Source organism: Bradyrhizobium sp. Ses1 (genome assembly GCF_059512365.1).
Genome location: NZ_JCAMOQ010000051.1, coordinates 1 through 17,794, shown reverse-complemented (window position 1 = coordinate 17,794; position 17,794 = coordinate 1). Strand labels below are relative to the sequence as shown.

Genomic DNA, 17,794 nt, shown 5'->3' with positions numbered 1-17,794 from the left:
TCTTTTCGTCGGGGGTCATCGAGTTGCACGAACTTGTTGCAGTTCGCTCAAGGTACCGTATGAGGGCCGTCAAATCCTCATTGAATCTCAGTGATCGGAAGATCGGCGGTTCCGGCTATCCTCGTATGGTTTGGAGCCAAGGCCTCTCAGTTGAACGCTCCAGATAGAGCTCGCCAAAGTACGTCCGCACGCTATCCGCGATCCTTGTGAGGACATTATTTCCAACCCGATCAAGCCGCTGGCCCGCGATGATGACGCTCGATCGTCCGCCACGCGACAGTGTGGATACCGCGCCTTGTATCCCGAGTCTTTTGAGTCCTTTCACCTGAAAGTTCCGTGCTGCCGAATGCGGACCAATGTGATTGATGCATCCCGCTTAAGATCATGCTGGGACTGGCCGCGGCGGGTTTGCTCACGGCCCAGCTGCCGTTCGGACGCAGTTCTAAGATCTCTGAAAGCGAAAGATCCGACGTTGTTTCGGGAGGCTTGAGCAGCTGTCCGAGGTGCCGACGAGCACCTCGTTCAGCCAAATTGCGGCCGATGGAAGAGAAGAACGCGGCCTCCGGGTAGGCTTTCGGCCGTGCAGGGCTGACCATGGATCAAAAAACGGCTCATTGGGACATCCTGGCTCGGCAGAAGACCCAGGTTTTGGAGCATATCGATCACGACAGGCGAAGCCTCTCTGGGTCCGTGCCTCCAGTAGTCGCCGAACAACTCTCCGAGTTCAGGCACTTGCGGGGACGGCTGATGGCCCGATCCCGGTGCGGCAGACGGCAGTGGAAGGTTTGGCGCCAGCGCCGAAGGAGCGTCCTTTCGCAATTCGAACGAGGAGGGCGGATCAAACCCGAGTGCAAGGCCGCCGTAGGTATGCGGGGCAGCTGTCGGCGTCACAAGCGCAGCTTCACCCAGCAAAGCGAACCTGGGGTGATGAATGAGTTGAACGTCGTTGGATCCTCTCGGTCCCAACACAGCCGTGTAGCGTTCGCCGCCAATCTCATAGTTCATGATCGGATGTTCGGCATCAGGCAAGAAGTCCCACTTGCCCAACGTGGAAAGCATCACGTCGGGGGCCAGCTGGGTTCGATGGGAAAAATCCTTGGGCACGGCGAACGAAACATCAAATGTATCGCCGACAGCAGGAGACCGCAGATGGATGAGCTGAATATCATTGCGCCCACGCGGTCCTAACACGGCCGTATAGCGTTCACCGTGAATGTCGTAGGTCTTTACCCGCTGTGCTGCATCCGGCAACAGACCCCAGCGGCTGAGCTTGGAGCGCATCATGTCCGGCGCGGGCTGGGTGCCATGGGAGAAATCCTTGGGAACGGCCAAAGAGGCATCAAAGCTCTCGCGGGCTGCGGCGGACGTCGGATCAAGTGTGGCCGGGGCCGCACCATCTCGATCCATCATCCGTCCAAAGTCTTCTTCAGAGGCGGGATTCTGCGACCGTGAGCTGGGCTGCCAGATCGCGGCATCGAAAAGATCCGCTCGGCCGACGCTTTGGGTGGTCGACCCCATTGCCGTCCAAAACTTGGATGCATCGAGACCGACAGCAGGCACAGAGCCCTCGCGATCCGCGGCATCGAAAAGCTCTTCCTGGGCGACACTTTGCACGGGCGAGTGGGTGACTGAACTCGTCGTTGGCCAAAGCACCGGTGCATCGAAGGGTGTCGCTGGCAGCAGGCCCTCGCGATCCGCGGCATCGAAAAGCACTTCCTGAGCAAAACTCTGCACGGGCGAGGGGGTGGCGGCACGCATTCCCTGCCAAAGTACCGGCGCATCGAAGCTGGCACGTGGAGGCACGTCGCTTCGGCGCACAGCGTCGAAAAGCACATCCGGGGCGACACGTTGCACGGGAGAATGAGCGGTTAAACCCATTCCCTGCCAAACCTGCAGAGCATTGAAACCGTCGGCCGGAAATGAGCCGTCTTGGTCCGCAGCGTTCCCCAAAGGCTGCTCATGATCGAAAAGCTGTACGGGCAAATCGGCGGCCGGCTGTATTGGCAGGCGCGAGTTGCCTCCTTCAGCACCCGAATTGTCCTGCCCGGCGATCGCGCGGTAGTCACTCAGCCTATTCAACGCGTAGATGAGTTTCTTGTCATTCTGAAACAAAGTGTCGGCATGGCTGAGCAGCGCTTTGTGGCTGAGCTTAGCAATTGACAAGGGTCGCAGTGCTGCCGCTAGCTTCCGAAGACTGCTAGCATAATTTCCGGCAGTTTTGCGTCGATTGCTCGACCAAAGCCCGCCTCGCTGGCCTCTCTGATGAGGCGAGCGTCTTCCTTGGACGGACGGTAATGTGTTGTGAGGGGCGGAGCGGTGGCGCTGGGCTCGCGGTACCTGCTAACCATTGACAATGCAGGGGCGATGACCTTGTCTTTTGGCAGCTTCTTGGAGCGGTCGAGCAACGTATCGTCATCGAGCCCAGCAATCGACTGGCCAGACTGCTTCAGCGCCTCAGCCAATTTGCGAAGCCGACGGTCGTAAATTTCGATGGTGGTCGCATTCGGCGGTGGCCCTCGCTCGAGGGCAGCGCCAGACGCTGCTTGGATGAGGCGATCGTCTTCTTCAGTGATGTCATAAAGCTCCCTATGGGGATATATCGGGCCGAGCTGTCGCGCCTCTCCCAAGTGTTGCTCAAACACCGCTTGCGGTTGTTGCTGCTGTTCCACGGTGGCATCAGACGCAGCGGAATCTTTAGCGGCTGGGTTGATCGTGTTGTATCGGTCCATGGTGCAGTCCGCTGGCATCGCTTCCTCGTTCTTTCGCTACTCACGCTAGCTTTCCAAAACCTGACGTGGCCGGGCAGAAAGGTAGAATTAATGATGGCCGGCAAGTGCCTTTTCCAAGAAGCTGCAGCTTCGGTCGTGCCGCCAGAGAAGGCGCCGGATGACAAAAGAGTGTCTTCAACTGAAGAGTTGGGCTGCAATGCGTGGTATGCTCCGCTGACGATCGCGATCGTCTTGGCCCTCAGATCGATTGCGGCGATCACGACGCCATGATCGCGACGACCGTATGCCATTCGCCGGGTTTTCGATTGGTCGGAGGTCGGCGCGGTAGCAGCGCATCAGGAACTCGTGCGAAATGCCGAGCTTGCGCGAGACGCTCTCGGTCGACACGTTGTTCTGTCTCACGGAGATCTCCTGGGAATGCTGATTGCATCTCTTCGGCCAGGCGAGTGAACGGCTCGACGTGACGGTAACAGCCGATCTCGCGCGCAATCTCCATCATTTGGTGTGGATCCCCGCCCGCGGCGATGAAATCCTTCATCGCCTTCATTGCCGGCTCGTCGCCAAACTTGTCCCGTTAACGCAGCATGGCCACGACGGTCCTGGCGGGACTCGTTACCCGTACCGGTACGCCGCCTTGCAGCGCATACGCTGCCCCAAGCTCGCCGCGAACGGCGCAATCATACGACTTGAGCCGCAGCGGCGGGAGCCGGAATCGAGTTGGTCTCCCGGCCCATCTTTCAACGCCTTCTACGCGCGAATGTTAGCCTTGCGCCGGCCTGTTGAGCGCGCCGTGTTTGTGCCTCACCCGATGACATCGCGTGCGCGCAGCGCTATCCGAAAGTAGAACGTTCAGCGCTGATGACCCAAGCCAATGCCGAGTTGCGAGGCCTTGACGCGCACGGGGCCGACGGTGCGCTTCAATTCCTTGGAAATCTTTGCGACCGGCGTGCGAGCCTTCGAATGTTGCTGATTTAGAACCCACAGTCTCTGTAGTCCCTTCTGGCAAGCCGGAAATGCGAGCCGACAGCAATGAAGTCCACATCCAGACATTGATTTCCTCGACGATATTCGGCCAAACCGTCGCATCGAAGGTATTCGAGATTGATCCGCCAGCGCTTCTCATGCGGAGAGTAAGTTGCAAAATCATTCTGCGCGCTGGGAGGCCCCCTGCAGATGGCAGCGATATATTGTCGGATCTCGGCGGGCAGATCGTCGATATGATGACGATCCCAGGGATCATTCCTGGTGACGGCGCTGCCCATGGAACCAGCGGTCACCACACTGCAAAGCAGAAGGAAAAGAGCCAACAACGAGGTTCGCATTGTCATTCGGCACTCCTCTGTGAGTGGCTTTAACAATCCGACCAAGGCAGACGGGCTGGTCTACTCTGACCGTGCGGTCTGTTTGCTCCCTGAGATCTCCCGTCCTCGGCATGGAAAATCCTAACCGCGACGAAATTATTGATCTCACGGCAGACGTCAGCGCGCGAAGGCGACCGGCGCGAGATAGCTATCGCGCGCCCCGGGCTTCTCGGCCGGGAAGGGCGGGAAGGGACTGGCGCGATGAAGCAGTTCGAGCGCCTCTCGGTCGAGCACTGTATTGCCTGACGATTTGGATATTTCGCTTGCGATCACTTCCCCCGCACGATTCAGGTCGAATCGCAGCACCGTCGTTCCCGAGGCACCATGCGCCGCCGCCGGGTACCTTTTGAAGCGTTGTAGATGACCGAACACGAGGGCGTTATAGGCCTTCGCGCTTGCCTGTGAGAACTGGCCGATATGCTCGGTCTTCGGCGGCGCGCGTGTCTCGGGCGCGGGCGGCTGCACCTGCGGCTTTGGCTCCTCGATTTGCTTGGGTGTCTCTTGCGGCAGGGTGACCTCGGCCTGTGCTTGCGGAGGTGGCGGCTGTTCGACCTTCTCGACGGGCCGCTCCTGCTTGGGCTGCTCATTGGGCGTCTCCTCCGCCCGCTGCATGGTCGGGCCGACCGCGATGTCCTGGTTCTGAATTTCAGGTGAACTGGCTTCGACCGGGGCGAGCGTGACGCTGATCGCAGGAATGATGTTGGGCTCGACGGGTCTCCGGGAATACCACAGTGCGACTGCGGCCACGATTGCGGCATGCGCGAGTAGGATTGCCAGCGCCGCCAGCATCCAACGTGACGCACCGCGACTGTCAGGCAGATGCAGGGCGTGGGCGTTCATGGCTTTGTCGCCGGCGCTTCCAGCCCGACGAGAGCGAGCTTAAGATATCCGGCGTCCCGTAAGGTGTTCATCACCGCCATCAGATCGCCATAGCTCAGCGACTTGTCGGCTCGGACGAAGATGGTCTCGTCCTTGTGGTTGTTGGTAGCTGTATCCAGCGCGCTCGCGAGGGATTCGCGCACGACGACGGTCTCGCCGACGGCAATGGTCTGGTCCGGTTTGATCGTGACGAAAACCGGCTTGTCCGGTCGCGGCTGCTCTGGCGCCGTGCTGGCGGGAAGATTCACGCCGATATCGACGGTCGCAAGCGGCGCTGCGACCATGAAGATGATGAGCAGCACCAGGATCACGTCGATGAAGGGCGTGACGTTGATCTCGTGCTGGATCTCGAGATCATCGCCGTTCGAACGAGAACCGAGACGGACAGCCATGGCGATCACTCCGCAGCGTGTGGCAGGACCACATCGCGGCTGCGCTGCCCGCGGCTGATCAGAAGCAGGAGCTGCGCCGAGGCGTCACTCAGGAGCGCGCGATAGCCGGCGATCACGCGGGCGAGATGGTTGTAGATCACGACCGCCGGGATGGCGGCCACAAGCCCGAGCGCGGTGGCGAGCAGCGCCTCGGCAATGCCGGGCGCGACTACCGCAAGGTTCGTGGTATGGGATTCCGAAATGCCGATGAAGGAGTTCATGATGCCCCAAACCGTGCCGAACAGGCCGACAAAGGGGGCGGTCGCGCCGATGGTGGCAAGAATGCCAATGCCGCGCGAAATCTGTCGTGTCATCGCCGCTTCCACACGGTCCAGCCTAAGCGCGACACGCTCCTTGAAGCCGTCGTCGACGATACCGTCGGACAGCTCGGCCTCGCGCGCCGTCGAAAGGATCAGCTGAGCGACAGCATCCCGGTCGCCACTGCATTCATCGGCCGCCTCCGTCAGGCTACCGCCGTCCTCCAGCATCCTCACCCGCCGCGGCGCACGGCCCCTCGCGACGCGCAGCTCGATGGTCTTGGCAAGCCAGACCGTCCAGGTCACGAGCGAGGCGAAGGCGAGGCCGATCATGACGGCTTTCACGACGATATCGGCGTTGAGGAACATTCCCCACGGCGACAAATTCCGCGGCAGCAGGGAATCCGGAACTTGCGCGACCGCGGGCTGCGAGTGGATGGCGAGGGCCGCAAGAATGAGGCCACTCGGCAGCAGCCGGAGCCAAATTTTGTGCTGAGGCTTTGTTTTGCTGTATTTCATTTCGTTCTTTCTCGTCTCAATCGGCCCCCACTTATGCCCCGTACCTGTGGGACTGCTCGCGCTAACCAGTCGCTAAAGCAATCCCTCAAGGTGATAATTCACGCCGGCTTTGACTTGGTTGACCTCAGTTTTGACAGTCACACTGGTGCCGAACGGGTGGACGAAATCCAGGTTTTTGCTGCCGAAGGCGAGATGGTCGTACTCGAGCTTAGCCGACCAGTGTGATCCCAGCATGTATTCCAGGCCGCCGCCCGCGATCCATCCGGGCCGGGTGGTGTTGGTCAAGGAGACACCGTCGAGCCCGCTATTCACCTCCATGCGATCATCAGCATTCATCAACGCGGCGCCGCCCTTTGCGTAGAGCATCAGCGGCCCGGTGACATAGCCGATCCTGCCGGTGAGGGTGTCATACCAGTTGTGGTCGCTGGTGATCGAGAGCGACGCCGTGCCGGCGGGATCAACGAAATTGGCTTTACCCTGAGCTGACGTCCAGGCGAGTTCGCCTTCGATCCCGACCAGCCAGTTCGGAGCAACCAGAAAATTATAACCGGCCTGCAAGCCGCCGAGCGCGCCCGCCGGATTGGTTCTGTCGGTACCGATTGGCGTGAGCACGTGCTCGCCGCCGCTGAAGGCGCCACCGAAATTTGCGCCGACGTAGGGACCGGCCCAATAATAAGCGGTCGCTGCGGGGTTGCGGGTCTTGGTGTAGAAGCCGGGCAGAACACCGGCAACCTTCTCCGGGGCCCCGAGCTTCTGCGAAATGCCAAAATAGTATCCGCGCCGCGGTCCATATTGAGGCGCAAACACACCGATGCCGGCACCGTTGCGGATCTGGTAGATGTAGTCGGTCAGGTTGACCACGTCGAAACGGACCGTAGCCGGTAGTCCGTTCCAGCCATTGGCAAACTCATGCGACACGCCGGTATTGATCTGCCAGTAAGATGGCAGGTGGCCACAGTTGGGGCAAACGCTCCGTCGGCTGGGTCCGTCCTTAGGCCGCTGCCGTAGATGAAGCTGGCGCTCGCAGTTGTGCCGTCCAACCAACTGTTCGTGTTGCTCCACCGGTACGCGACCCTTCCGGAACCCGTATAGGTTTGGTCATGGTCGGTGTGGATCCAATTGTTCTGGATGTAAACCAAGTCGTCCGGGGAAAACAGGGTTTGGTTTGATACGACAGTGTGCGCATGCTGGACGCCCCAGGCCCAACTGGTGTCAGCGGAGAAGCCGCCGTACCTGAACCTGAGTTTCAGCTCGGCACCGTAATTCTCGGCTTTTTCATAGTTGAATGCGGTAAGCACATAGGCCTGACCGAACTGCCCATCATCAAGCAGGTCCCGGGCAGTCTTGTAGTAGATGCTGCCACCGAGCTCGAGGCTCGGACAATTTGCAGCTGCCGCGGGTGCTTTGCCGGGTACGGAGCTCGGTGTCGTCGGACATTGCGGCAGCAGTTGCTGGGTGAAACCGGCGTCGTACACATTCGCCCGTTCGGGTTGGATCGCGCCGATACTCTGGAGCCGGTTGGCCCGCGACCTGGCCGGGCAGCACGGCGGCCTGATCGGGGGTAATGATCGGGGTGCCCGCGGTGGTACCGTTGAAGATCTGGGTTGGAATCGTTCGGCCAAGCACCTGTTGGGGCGGTTCGAACGTTCGTAACCGGTATGAGCTCCCACGTCCGCGATGATTAGCGGTCGCGTGCGTAGCGGATGGGCATCCAGTGCTGGCGCAGCGCCTCGACGACGGCTGGGATATCGAGGTAGGCGTTACGGAGGAAATCCTCGGTTTTGCGACCGCTTCGTGGCGGTCCGAGCAGCGGACGGGCCTGATCGTCGCGACAATGCAGCAGGATGGGCAGCAGCAGGCCGTGATTGACGTTGTTGGTGTCCAGCAACGGCGCCCACGCCGACAGTCTGAGCCGCATCGCGGCATAGAAACCCTGGCACCAGGGATGCGCATCGATGTTGCCGCTGGGGTCGCGCCGGTGCATCGGCTCGAACCGATCGGGGGCAGTCGAGAGGGTGTTGCTGATGTCGTTGTGGCGCAGCGCGACGGCGGAGATCGCGGCGAACTCCGGCGTGCCGCCATGGTTGAAGCGTCGGCATCGATCGCGAGCAGCGGGCAGATCCAATCGAGCGCGCTCATCGACACCGGTCCGGCCACGATCGCGGCGGTATAGCCGTCGAGCATGGGAATGCTGGTGGCGGCAGGATGGCGATCGACGCGATCCTGGAGCCATCGCTCGAGCTCCGCAAGCGACATCGCGGCTGACGCCATCGACGATGCTGCCTTATGGCGACGTGGGCTCATGCCGCTGCCTGCGGTGTGTGCCGGCGCGCCGCCGTTCCAGGCGAGCAGCTCGTGCAGCTGATGGCTCTTGGTTCGCCCGGACACGATGCGCTCCAGCACATCGGTCAGGTAGGCCTGCGGGTCGAGCTCATGGAGTTTTGCCGTGTTCACGAGCGACGCCAGGATCGCCCAGCTCTCGGCGCCGCCTTCGCTGCCGCTGAACAATGAGTTGCGTCTTCCCATCGCAATCGGGCGCATGGAACGCTCGACTGTGTTGCTGTCAACTTCGACACGGCCGTCGCGGAGAAACAGCGTCAACCCGTCCCAGTGATTGAGTGCGTAGTTGATGGCCTCCGCCAGCTTCGATTGGGAGAAGAGCTGGCCGACCATTGCGGTTAGGCGCGTCCTGAGCGCCTCCATCAATGGAGCGGACCTGGTGCCGCGGGTGGCCAGCCGCTGCTCGGCACTGCTGCCACGGATCGGCCAGCCGCTGCTCGGCACTGCTGCCACGGATCTCTGCTTCGATGGCATAGACCGCCTGCAGGCGCTCGATCACTTCGCGCGCGAACGGCGACTGGGTCGTCTTATACACCTCGACGAATTTGCGGCGGGCGTGGGCGAGACAAAAGGCGAGTTGGATCGCGCCGCCATGATCGCGGGCGAGCGCTTTGTAGGCGGCATAACCGTCGACCTGCAGAATGCCGGAAAAGCCCATCAACTGTCTGGCGATCTCCGCCGTGCTACGGCCGTCGGCGAACACGTAGGCCACCGCCGGCGGCGAGGGACCGCCCCATGGCCGGTCATCCATGGCATGCGCCCAGAACTGGCAGATGCGCGGGCGATGATCCGGGATCGAGCACCGGCATCGGCGTCTCGTCGCAGAACAGGCGCGGCGCGGCCTGGATCGTGCGCAGCTGAAGCGCATAGAGGCTCCTGAGCCACCAGGCCGCACGCTTCACCCAGCCGGCGAGCGTCGCCCGGTCGAGATGGACACCCTGGCCGGCCAGAATTTGCACCTGTCGGTACAGCGGCAGATACCAGGCGAACTTCGAGACTACCACGTGGCTCACGAGTGCGGTCGAAGCCATGCCGCTCTCGATCAGGCGCGGCAGCACCTTCGCCTGGATCACACCATCGGTGCAGCGGCGGCAGCCGTACTTGGGACGGACCGTCCGCAGCACCCGCAGGATCGCCGGGATGATGTCCAGCACCTCGCTGACGTCCTCGCCGATCTTGTGAAGCTGGCCCTGGCAACACGGGCATGCGGTCGCCTCCGGCTCCAGCACATGCTCGCAGCGCGGCAGGTGCTTGGGCAGCGCGCCGATGTTGCGGCGCGCCTTCTTGCGTGGCTTATCAGACGGCTTCGCCGCAGGCGCATCGTCGTTGGCAGCCGCAGGCGGGGTGGCGCCGGTCTCAAGGTCGTCAAGCTCAAGCGCGAGTTGCTCGGCCACGAGCGTGGCAAGCCGCTCCGAGCGCTTCCCGAAGATCATCTCCTTGAGCGTCTGCATCGCCACGCGCAGCTTCTCGTTCTCGGCGCCAAGCGCGAGCACCATCTCGGTCAGAGCCGCCGGATCGGTCGGGAGAGCATCGGGGCGAATCGCCATGATCAGACGATACATGCGCCCACTCCATGCTCCAGCGAAATCCTCACCTCCAGCCAACAACGGCCGGCTGCTTCACAGGCTTGGGTGAGACACGCGTCCACTCAAGTCCGTCGAGCAGCATCGCGAACTGCGTCGCACTTAGATGCACCACACCGTCGCGGATCGGCGGCCAGGTGAAACGCCCCTGGTGCAACCACTTCGTCACCAGCACCATGCCGCTGCCGTCCCACGCCAGGAGCTTCACTCTGTCCATGCGTTTGCTGCGGAACACGAAGACGTCGCCACAATACGGGTTCGCACGCAGCGCTTCGCTCACCAGCGCCGACAGCGTGTGGACCGACTTGCGAAAGTCGACCGGCTGCGCCGCCAGCGCCACCTTGAGGTCGGAGCGTAGTGCAATCACCGGATGCCCCGAAGCGCCGACAGCACCATCGAAAGTGTCGCCAGCTCCACTCCCGGCTCAACCCGGATGCGCGCCCCACTCAGCTCGATCTCGATCACCCCGCAGGCCTTCGCCGGCGGCGCGGCGATCTCCGTCTGTGCTGGCGAAATGCGCTCGGACTCGCCGACTGTCTCGCCGTCGCTCTCGGCACCAATTTGGATCGGCACGAAGCTCGGCGCCTTGCCGGCCACCGCCGCCGCAACCTGGCGTCGCCACACTGTGAGCAGCCCGCGGGAAACGCCATTGCGCCGCGCCACCTCGGAGATGTTCGCACCCGCCTCAAAGCTCTCCGCCGCGATCCGGGCCTTCTCCTCGCCCGTCCATCGTCGCCGCCGGCGCTCCCCGGTGATCACCTCGACGCGACGATAGGAATCGCCTTCCTGCCTGGCATCAAGCATGGCATTTGCCATCGTTCCACCTCCACCGAACCGCTCATGCCAGGCTGTATCGCGCGCAAGCCGAGGGATGGCTAGGTGGGGGCGTCACGCCGGTTACGAACGTTCGCATGTAGCCGATGTGCAGCACAGTCGACCACCATGGCTTGTAAGTCAGGCTTGCGCGCGGACTGAATTGGTTGGCGTCGACATATTGGTAGATCTGATCGAACCGCAGCCCGTAATTGAGCGTGAGTTGCTGGGTGAGCCGCCACTCATCCTGGGCATAGGCACCAAGCTGCCAGCCAAACAATTTGCTGCCGTCGAGAATGTTGAATGGTCTGTCGATCGCAGTCAGCCCGCTGGGATCATTCGGGTCGAGCGGCTGGACCGTGCTTCCGGTGGCGATGCTGGTTTGCTCGCCGTTGGTGTAGAAGCCGGCCCGAACCGTATGCGCATCGTTCAGACGGTACGAAAAATCGCCGGACACGCCGTTCAGGAACGAACTGCGGTACACATCGGACGCGACGTTGTTGATGAAGAGATCGCCTACCGGGTCGGGAACGAAATGAAGATCGCTGTAACGCGAATAATACGACAGCTGGGCATCGAAATTGCCTTCCGATTTCTGCCAGGCAATGACGTTGTAGGCGTTCTTCTCGTATTGGTTTTGATTAAGGGTGGCCGAGTCGAATCCACTTTTGCCGAACGCTGTATAGGCGGGAGCATTCGGGTTCGGCGTGCCATCCGGGTTGAGGCAGGGGTTCGCGGGATCGAACGGCCCGCCGCAAAAGCCTCCCGCGTTGCCGGGCTGCCCGGGATTGTTGGGAATCTGGTACGGGTCGCGCCGAACCCCGAAATAGTGACCACCCGCGCCGTCGGATCGAGCACGGTGGAGGTATAGCCGAAGAACCTGCCTTGTTCGGAATGATCGTGAATGGCGTTGAGGGGCGCTATAGGATTCTCAAGACCGAGGCCGGTGCTGAGATAGCGGCCGGCGACGTAATACTCGGTCTTCCCCTCGACCCCGCCATATTCGAAGCTTGGCGTGATGGTCTGGCGGCTGCCGCCGTAGACGCTGACGCTGCCGCCGGACAGGGCCGCTCCGGTCTTGGTCGTGATGTCGAGGATGCCGGCGGTACGCAGGCCATATTGTGCCGGCAGGGCACCGGTCATCAGGCCGATGCTGCCGATGAAAGAGGTCTCCAGAAGCTGCGAGAAGCCGGACACGCCGTCGGGCAGTAGGATCCCGTTGATCCGGTACTGAACGTTGGCGTGCTCGTTGCGAACGTGAAAATCGCCCGAGCTCGTCGAATCCTGGTAGACGCCCGGAAATTGCAGGACGATGTCGCTGAGCTGGGCTGCATTCCCCTGCGGGAGGTTCTCGATATCCCTTTGGCTAAGTTGATAGTTTGTCGTGCCAAGCTTGGGCATGATGATGTTGTCGCGCCGCTGGTCAAAGGTCTGGGTCTGCTGGACGACTTGGCGATTCGCCGCAGCCTGGGCCTGCTCCGCGCTTGGCGCGGGCGCCGCGGTCGGCGGCGGATTGCGAACAACCTGCCGCGGCGGGGGCGTTCGTGGCCGCCGCCGCTCGGCTGGCGCGGCGACGCGCGTCTCGGGCAGGACGTTGGCGCCCGGAGGCGCGGCCTGCACGGCCGGCGTTGATTGCGGAGTCGGCGAATTGGCCGGTGATTGAGAAGGCGCCGGCGTGACCGAGCTTTCCGGCTGCTGCGAAGGCTAGGCGGACGGAGGGGCACTCGGCTGCGGCGTTGCCGTCGGCCCCTGGGGGGCCGGGCCGTTGGGGGCTTGGGCGAGCACGGGTGCACCCGATGCCACCACGAGCGTGAGCGACGATGCCGACAGTAATATGCCGCGGAAGGTGCGAAAGCGAAACGGAGTGCCCATGAAAAAATGTTTCCTGACTGAACGCCTGCCCGCGACGCAAAAGCGTCGTGTACGGAAGGAGCTTCGGCCCTGACTCGCGGCGCGCCCATGGCGCGGCACAGCGGCGGATCGAAGCAGCGATGTCAGGAAATCGGAGGTCCGCGGGATTCAAACGCGGCACGCGGCGGCTGCAGCAAGACGCGGAAATGATCGATCGGCTGATCGATCCTCGCCTCGGCAAATTCCACGTGCACCGCTGGCGGAGTCGGCGCCAGGCCATTGCCCATGACCGCGGTCGCCATGCAGATCGGGCAGAGATAGTCGGGATGGCTGTCTGACGGGTGGTGGCGATTTTGACCACCATCGGCGCCGGCTATGGCGGCAACCAGGACACGGGTCTGGTCGGGTACCTTCGCGCTGAGACCGTGAACGTGTCCAAAAGCCAGCGCAAGGTTGATGACAAGCGCGGTCAGCGCAAGCCATGAACCACGCCTGATGTGTTTCCGAAACCAGCGCATCTGGAAAAGCAATTGCCCTTCGCTCGCTCGAGCTAATGTTATCCAAGCTTGTCGTAAGATCAAAGGGTCGAAAATTGGCCTTGCGTTTGAAAATCGACCAGCCGCTCGGCGAATACCTGAGTTATTCGACCCGGGGGGCCCGGTGATGATCGTCTCCACGGCCGCCTGGAGCGTTTCACGTTTTGATAAAAGCCTGCCCTGCGTTTTCGAAGTAGTTGCTGGATTCGTTGGGCTGGATGGTTGTGATGAGACCGCCCGATATGGCGACAAATGTCGTCGATCGTGCGCTTCTAGGCGGAGCGCATCCAGTGCTTGATGTTGGCGAAGGTCTGTTCGATCCGCGCGTCCGCACTCAGCCTCCAGAACGGTTATCCCGCATCTGCCAAGCCAAAGTCTTTCCCTTTGCGTCTCCTTCTAGTACATGTAATGTTATAACATTGCAATGCGGTTTCGCGGCGGCGTTTTGCATTACGGTGCTGAGCGTTCTGCCCGCGAAGCGCGAAAGGATGGCCCCATGCCCGATGCTGCACCCCGGCTTCCCGTCACCGTTCTGACCGGTTATCTCGGCTCCGGGAAGACGACGCTGCTCAACCGCATCCTCTCCGAGGCGCACGGCAAGCGGTATGCTGTGATCGTAAACGAGTTCGGAGAGGTCGGTATCGACAACGATCTCATCGTCGACGCCGACGAAGAGATTTTCGAGATGAACAACGGTTGTATTTGCTGCACGGTCCGCGGCGACCTCATCCGGATCATCGCAGGGCTGATGCGGCGCAGCCGAGCCTTCGACGGCATTGTCGTCGAGACGACAGGGCTCGCAGATCCGGCGCCGGTGGCGCAGACGTTCTTTGTCGACGAGGACGTCCGCCGCAAGACGAAGCTCGACGCTATTATCACCGTCGCGGATGCCAGGCATCTCCTCGAACAGATCGACCGCGCGCCGGAAGCGCAGGAGCAACTCGCGTTCGCCGACGTCGTTCTCGTCAACAAGGTTGATCTTCTCGATGCGGACGGGCTCGCAATAGTCGAACGTCGTATCCGAAACATCAACCCATATGCGAAGATTCACAGAACGGAGCGCTGTGGTATCGATCTCGCCCAGATACTGGGGCAAGACGCCTTCAATCTCGAGCGCATCCTCAAAGTCGAGCCCGGATTCCTCACCGAAGAGCACGAGCACGAACACGACGACGGGATCGGCAGCCTGTCCCTGGTCGCCGACCGACCGATGAAGCCCGGCAGGTTCGTGTCCTGGATTCAAGATGTCACCCAGCGCTTTGGTCCGGACATCCTGCGCATGAAGGGCATCGCATCAATCGAGCATGACGATCGGCAATTTGTCGTTCAGAGCGTGCACATGCTCATTGAAGGCGGAAGTCGGCGTCCCTGGAAGGACCAGGAGGCGCGCCAGACACGGCTCGTTTTCATCGGGCGCGACCTGCCAAAGGACCTGCTAAGGCAAGGCTTTGAGGCGTGCTGCGCCTAAAGGGGGAACGAAAATGGGCGAGATCGCAGGATTCGTTCCGAAATCCGAGCTCGAGCGGCTTCGCCTCATTCGCGAAGCTCGGGCGATCTATGACAGCATCTTTCCATCGACCGATGCGGTCGGCGACCGACCGCCTGACCGAGCCGGCAAAGGTGATGCAACCGGACTGAAAGGACCCGGTCCCTCGGAAGGAAACGTTCGAATGACGGGGCGCCTATAGCACTTCATCCGCCATATTTTCCTCGTCCATTGCAGAATGATCGCCAATACAACACGGCCATCGTTCGGCCGAAGGCGGTGGCCTCGCGGCTAGGGACGTCAGAAGGGGAACGGCTCCTTGGCAGAGGCGAAATCGATGTCGGCACGGGGTCTTCACCCGACGATGCGGAGCCTATCTCGCGCTGGCGGCGCTGATACTGCAGCTCGCGTTCGCGCACGTCCACAAACATGATCTCGCCTTTTTAGGGTCCGGCCGCGCCCATGGCGACAGCCTCAGGCGCGCCCCGCCAACACAGCAAGCCGTAACACCGCTGCCGGCGCGGCTGGCCGATCACGAGGACAACTGCCCAGTCTGCTTCTCGGGCTTGCTGCTGTCGAACTCCTCACTATCGGATGCGCCTGAAGATCTGAAAGCGCTGCAATTCGCGGAGATTGGTCGCGCGTTCAATCCGGTTTCCGATCGGGTGATTAAACCGCGTCACCCGGCATTCCTGTCACGCGCGCCGCCCGCCGTCTGAAGTCTTGTTGCCCTTCCGTGCCTCAGGACATCTCGTGCGTGGCGCGGAGTCGATCTCGCGCGGGTAAGCCAAGGCGCCGGCGACGATGGCCTAGTTGGCTTGGGCGCCGGAGTGCGGCTGCACATTTGCGAAGGCCGCACCGAACAGTTGCTTCAACCGGTCGAGGGCGATGGTCTCGACCAACAGCCGTAGTAACGCTTGCCGGGATAGCCCTCGGCATACTTTTTGGTAAGCATCCATCCTTGAGCGATCAGCCAATCGCGGGAGACGAGGTTTTCCGAGGCGATCAGCTCGATCTGATTCTGCTCGCGGCCGAGCTCGCGGGCGATGGCGGCCGCGACGGCGTGGTTGGAGAGGCGGGATGCTGGCGCGTGAAGCATGGACGGGTTCAAAGGCCGATGGCGAGCTCGCGGGCAGCGGTATCGAGGAGAACCCGGACGTGGGCACAAATGATCGCCAGACCGTCAGGTGGAAGCGGTCCTCGCTCTCGCGGGTCAGCACCACTTGAGCGGTGTCGAATATCGTCCGGGCGCCGGAGCCGACCGGCATCCGCGCGAGTTCGCGTGGGCAGCCGGTGGCGAGCAGTTCGAGAACCACAGGGCCGGCGAGAGCCAACGTCACCTCACGGTCGGAGATATCTACTGCGCCGAGCGGCATCCGCGCCGCGAGGTCGGCAAGCGCCGCGACCAGTATAGCGCCTTCCGCCTCCGGCGCCTCGAGAAGCCATTCATCAGGGCCGAGGCAGAGTCCGGTGCGGGCGCATGTCAGCGAGGCACGCCTGCGGAACCTTTGAGACAACTTCCAGCCCAGAGACCTTCGGCATTCTCCATCACACCGCGCAAGGCGGCATTCGCCGGAAACTGAGGACCAAGTGTCGATCAACTATCCTCTCCTCGGCGGTTTAACTCTCCTCGGCGGTTTAAGAGGCGCGCGCTTACGACCTTCATGCAACGTATTTGGAGCTTTGGCGCGTTTGGAATGCTGAACAACCAATTCGAATGGATGAACACCCAGCGCGTCGGCGATGCGATCGAGGATATCAATTGTCGGGCTTTTCGATTGCCGCTCGAGGCTCGCCAAGTAGGAGCAGTCAATCCCAGCCTCATAAGCCAGCTTCTGCTGCGAAATACCGCGATCCACGCGGATCCGACGCACATTTAGGGCCACAAGAGCACGAGCTTTCATGCGCCGATCATGTCTGCGCCCGGATATTTAAACCACTGGCTATAATCCAACTATTTGGGTCGACACACGATCCATCAGCACACCGCATGATCGAGATATAGGAACGCTCGCAACGCGATCGAGCAAGTGGCTTTAAAAGAGGTTAGAATCTCTATGGGGAACCTGTAGGAACACGAGCTATGCGGAATTTTGGGTGATGAGGTGATCAGGCGGCGTGGTTTGCCGGCATTTGGATGACCTCGATGCCGTCGTTGAATCTGACACCTGCGATGACCTTCGGCAACTGATTTGTGCCTTTGAGCCGCCGCCAGGTCTTTGATGCGGCGATCACCAGTTTGAACACCATCAGCCTGGCGGTAGTTGGCGACAACGAGCCCTTGGTGCGCACCGTCCGGTGCCGCACGGTCGCGAACACGCTTTCGATGGGATTGCTCGTGCGCAAGTGATCCCAATGCTCGGCCGGAAAGTCGTAGAAGGCCAGCAGGGCGTCGCGATCCTTGACCAGGCATTCGACCGCCCGGCCGTATTTGGCGCGGTATTTTTCGGCAAAAACGTCGATCGCCGCTTCGGCGGACGTCCGGTTCGGCGCCCAATAGACCTCGCGGAGATCCTTCTTCATGGCGGCCTGCACCGAGAGCGGGACCTTATCCAGGACATTGACGGTCTTGTGCACCCAGCATCGCTGGTGGCGCGTGCCGGGACAGACCTCCTCGAGCGCCTTCCAGAAGCCGAGCGCGCCGTCGCCGACGGCAATTTCCGGGGCGATCTGCAATCCGCGCAGCTTGACGTCGATCAAGAGCTCGCGCCAGCTCTGCGCGCTCTCCCGCACGCCGACCTGAAAGCCGATCAGTTCTTTCTTGCCTTCCGGCGTCGCGCCGATCAGCACCAGCATGCACTCGCCGTGGTCTTCCATGCGGGCCTGCAGGAAGACGCCATCGGCCCACACATACACGTATCGCCGCGCCGACAGATCGCGCCTTTGCCAACGCTCGTACTCACCTTGCCACTCCGCGGTCAGCCGGGAAATCACCGTCGATGCGTCGATCGAGGCATTGGCGGGCGAGAACGCCGATCTCGATCTCGACCATGTTGAGCCAGCTGGCGT

Annotated in this window: 19 protein-coding genes and 3 pseudogenes; 3 read left to right on the top strand and 19 right to left on the bottom strand. The window is 61.7% G+C overall.

The window, feature by feature from the left end; translation table 11 throughout:
- Positions 1-522 precede the first annotated feature (522 nt).
- Positions 523-2,163 (bottom strand): hypothetical protein, encoded by a 1,641-nt coding sequence (locus AC5ZG5_RS36890; RefSeq protein ID WP_456645771.1) that lies wholly within the window; start codon positions 2,161-2,163, stop codon positions 523-525.
- Positions 2,164-2,180: 17 nt separating this feature from the next.
- Positions 2,181-2,729 (bottom strand): hypothetical protein, encoded by a 549-nt coding sequence (locus AC5ZG5_RS36885; protein WP_456645772.1) that lies wholly within the window; start codon positions 2,727-2,729, stop codon positions 2,181-2,183.
- 90 nt (positions 2,730-2,819) lie between these two features.
- On the opposite strand from AC5ZG5_RS36885, the gene AC5ZG5_RS36880 reads away from it, so the two are divergent.
- Positions 2,820-2,999, top strand: coding sequence for a hypothetical protein (locus AC5ZG5_RS36880; RefSeq protein ID WP_456645773.1), 180 nt, complete (start codon positions 2,820-2,822; stop codon positions 2,997-2,999).
- On the opposite strand, the gene AC5ZG5_RS36875 is transcribed toward AC5ZG5_RS36880, so the two are convergent.
- The 13 genes and pseudogenes from AC5ZG5_RS36875 to AC5ZG5_RS36815 all read right to left on the bottom strand — a co-directional run bounded on the left by AC5ZG5_RS36875 (position 2,986) and on the right by AC5ZG5_RS36815 (position 13,440).
- Complete coding sequence (locus tag AC5ZG5_RS36875) at positions 2,986-3,276, bottom strand: hypothetical protein (RefSeq protein WP_456645774.1); 291 nt, start codon at positions 3,274-3,276, stop codon at positions 2,986-2,988. The two genes, AC5ZG5_RS36880 and AC5ZG5_RS36875, sit on opposite strands and share 14 nt — an antisense overlap.
- A gap of 424 nt (positions 3,277-3,700) precedes the next feature.
- Entirely contained in the window at positions 3,701-4,057 is a 357-nt protein-coding gene (locus AC5ZG5_RS36870; protein WP_456645788.1) for a hypothetical protein, read from the bottom strand.
- Positions 4,058-4,207: 150 nt separating this feature from the next.
- Positions 4,208-4,930 carry a TonB family protein gene (locus AC5ZG5_RS36865; RefSeq protein WP_456645775.1) on the bottom strand — a complete coding sequence of 241 codons (723 nt, stop codon included), beginning with the start codon at positions 4,928-4,930 and terminating at the stop codon, positions 4,208-4,210.
- Positions 4,927-5,361 carry a TonB system transport protein ExbD gene (exbD, locus tag AC5ZG5_RS36860; RefSeq protein ID WP_456645776.1) on the bottom strand — a complete coding sequence of 145 codons (435 nt, stop codon included), beginning with the start codon at positions 5,359-5,361 and terminating at the stop codon, positions 4,927-4,929. The genes AC5ZG5_RS36865 and exbD overlap by 4 nt, the downstream gene beginning before the upstream one ends.
- 5 nt (positions 5,362-5,366) lie before the next feature.
- Positions 5,367-6,176 (bottom strand): tonB-system energizer ExbB, encoded by an 810-nt coding sequence (gene exbB / locus AC5ZG5_RS36855; protein ID WP_456645777.1) that lies wholly within the window; start codon positions 6,174-6,176, stop codon positions 5,367-5,369.
- Positions 6,177-6,248: 72 nt separating this feature from the next.
- Positions 6,249-7,037, bottom strand: coding sequence for an outer membrane protein (locus AC5ZG5_RS36850; protein WP_456645778.1), 789 nt, complete (start codon positions 7,035-7,037; stop codon positions 6,249-6,251).
- On the bottom strand, positions 7,025-7,651 hold the full coding sequence (locus AC5ZG5_RS36845) for a hypothetical protein (RefSeq protein ID WP_456645789.1): 627 nt from the start codon (positions 7,649-7,651) through the stop codon (positions 7,025-7,027). The genes AC5ZG5_RS36850 and AC5ZG5_RS36845 overlap by 13 nt, the downstream gene beginning before the upstream one ends.
- A 206-nt stretch (positions 7,652-7,857) precedes the next feature.
- On the bottom strand, positions 7,858-8,301 hold the full coding sequence (locus tag AC5ZG5_RS36840) for a UPF0149 family protein (protein WP_456645786.1): 444 nt from the start codon (positions 8,299-8,301) through the stop codon (positions 7,858-7,860).
- 215 nt (positions 8,302-8,516) lie between these two features.
- Positions 8,517-10,063: pseudogene (gene tnpC, locus AC5ZG5_RS36835) on the bottom strand (IS66 family transposase); the annotation flags it as partial.
- Between the two features lie 43 nt (positions 10,064-10,106).
- Positions 10,107-10,466 (bottom strand): IS66 family insertion sequence element accessory protein TnpB, encoded by a 360-nt coding sequence (tnpB, locus tag AC5ZG5_RS36830; protein ID WP_456645779.1) that lies wholly within the window; start codon positions 10,464-10,466, stop codon positions 10,107-10,109.
- A complete protein-coding gene (gene tnpA, locus AC5ZG5_RS36825) occupies positions 10,463-10,903 on the bottom strand; it encodes an IS66-like element accessory protein TnpA (protein WP_456645780.1) in 441 nt (146 codons plus the stop codon). Before tnpA ends, tnpB begins: the two co-directional genes overlap by 4 nt.
- 34 nt (positions 10,904-10,937) lie before the next feature.
- Positions 10,938-11,711, bottom strand: coding sequence for a TonB-dependent receptor domain-containing protein (locus tag AC5ZG5_RS36820; protein WP_456645787.1), 774 nt, complete (start codon positions 11,709-11,711; stop codon positions 10,938-10,940).
- 1,195 nt (positions 11,712-12,906) lie between these two features.
- On the bottom strand, positions 12,907-13,440 hold the full coding sequence (locus AC5ZG5_RS36815) for a hypothetical protein (RefSeq protein WP_456645781.1): 534 nt from the start codon (positions 13,438-13,440) through the stop codon (positions 12,907-12,909).
- A 355-nt stretch (positions 13,441-13,795) separates the two neighbouring features.
- Between AC5ZG5_RS36815 and AC5ZG5_RS36810 the strand changes: the two genes are divergently transcribed.
- Both AC5ZG5_RS36810 and AC5ZG5_RS36805 read left to right on the top strand, forming a co-directional pair.
- Positions 13,796-14,767, top strand: coding sequence for a CobW family GTP-binding protein (locus AC5ZG5_RS36810; RefSeq protein WP_456645782.1), 972 nt, complete (start codon positions 13,796-13,798; stop codon positions 14,765-14,767).
- A 13-nt stretch (positions 14,768-14,780) separates the two neighbouring features.
- Entirely contained in the window at positions 14,781-14,987 is a 207-nt protein-coding gene (locus tag AC5ZG5_RS36805; protein ID WP_456645783.1) for a hypothetical protein, read from the top strand.
- A 610-nt stretch (positions 14,988-15,597) separates the two neighbouring features.
- On the opposite strand, the pseudogene glyA reads toward AC5ZG5_RS36805, so the two are convergent.
- The 4 genes and pseudogenes from glyA to AC5ZG5_RS36785 form a co-directional block, all read right to left on the bottom strand.
- Positions 15,598-15,884 (bottom strand): annotated as a pseudogene (gene glyA, locus AC5ZG5_RS36800) (serine hydroxymethyltransferase); the annotation flags it as partial.
- 124 nt (positions 15,885-16,008) lie between these two features.
- Positions 16,009-16,302, bottom strand: a pseudogene (locus AC5ZG5_RS36795) (hypothetical protein); the annotation flags it as partial.
- An 84-nt stretch (positions 16,303-16,386) separates the two neighbouring features.
- Positions 16,387-16,689, bottom strand: coding sequence for a helix-turn-helix domain-containing protein (locus tag AC5ZG5_RS36790; RefSeq protein ID WP_456645784.1), 303 nt, complete (start codon positions 16,687-16,689; stop codon positions 16,387-16,389).
- 205 nt (positions 16,690-16,894) lie between these two features.
- On the bottom strand, positions 16,895-17,794 hold a 900-nt coding region (locus AC5ZG5_RS36785), incomplete at its 5' end, for an IS256 family transposase (protein ID WP_496165506.1).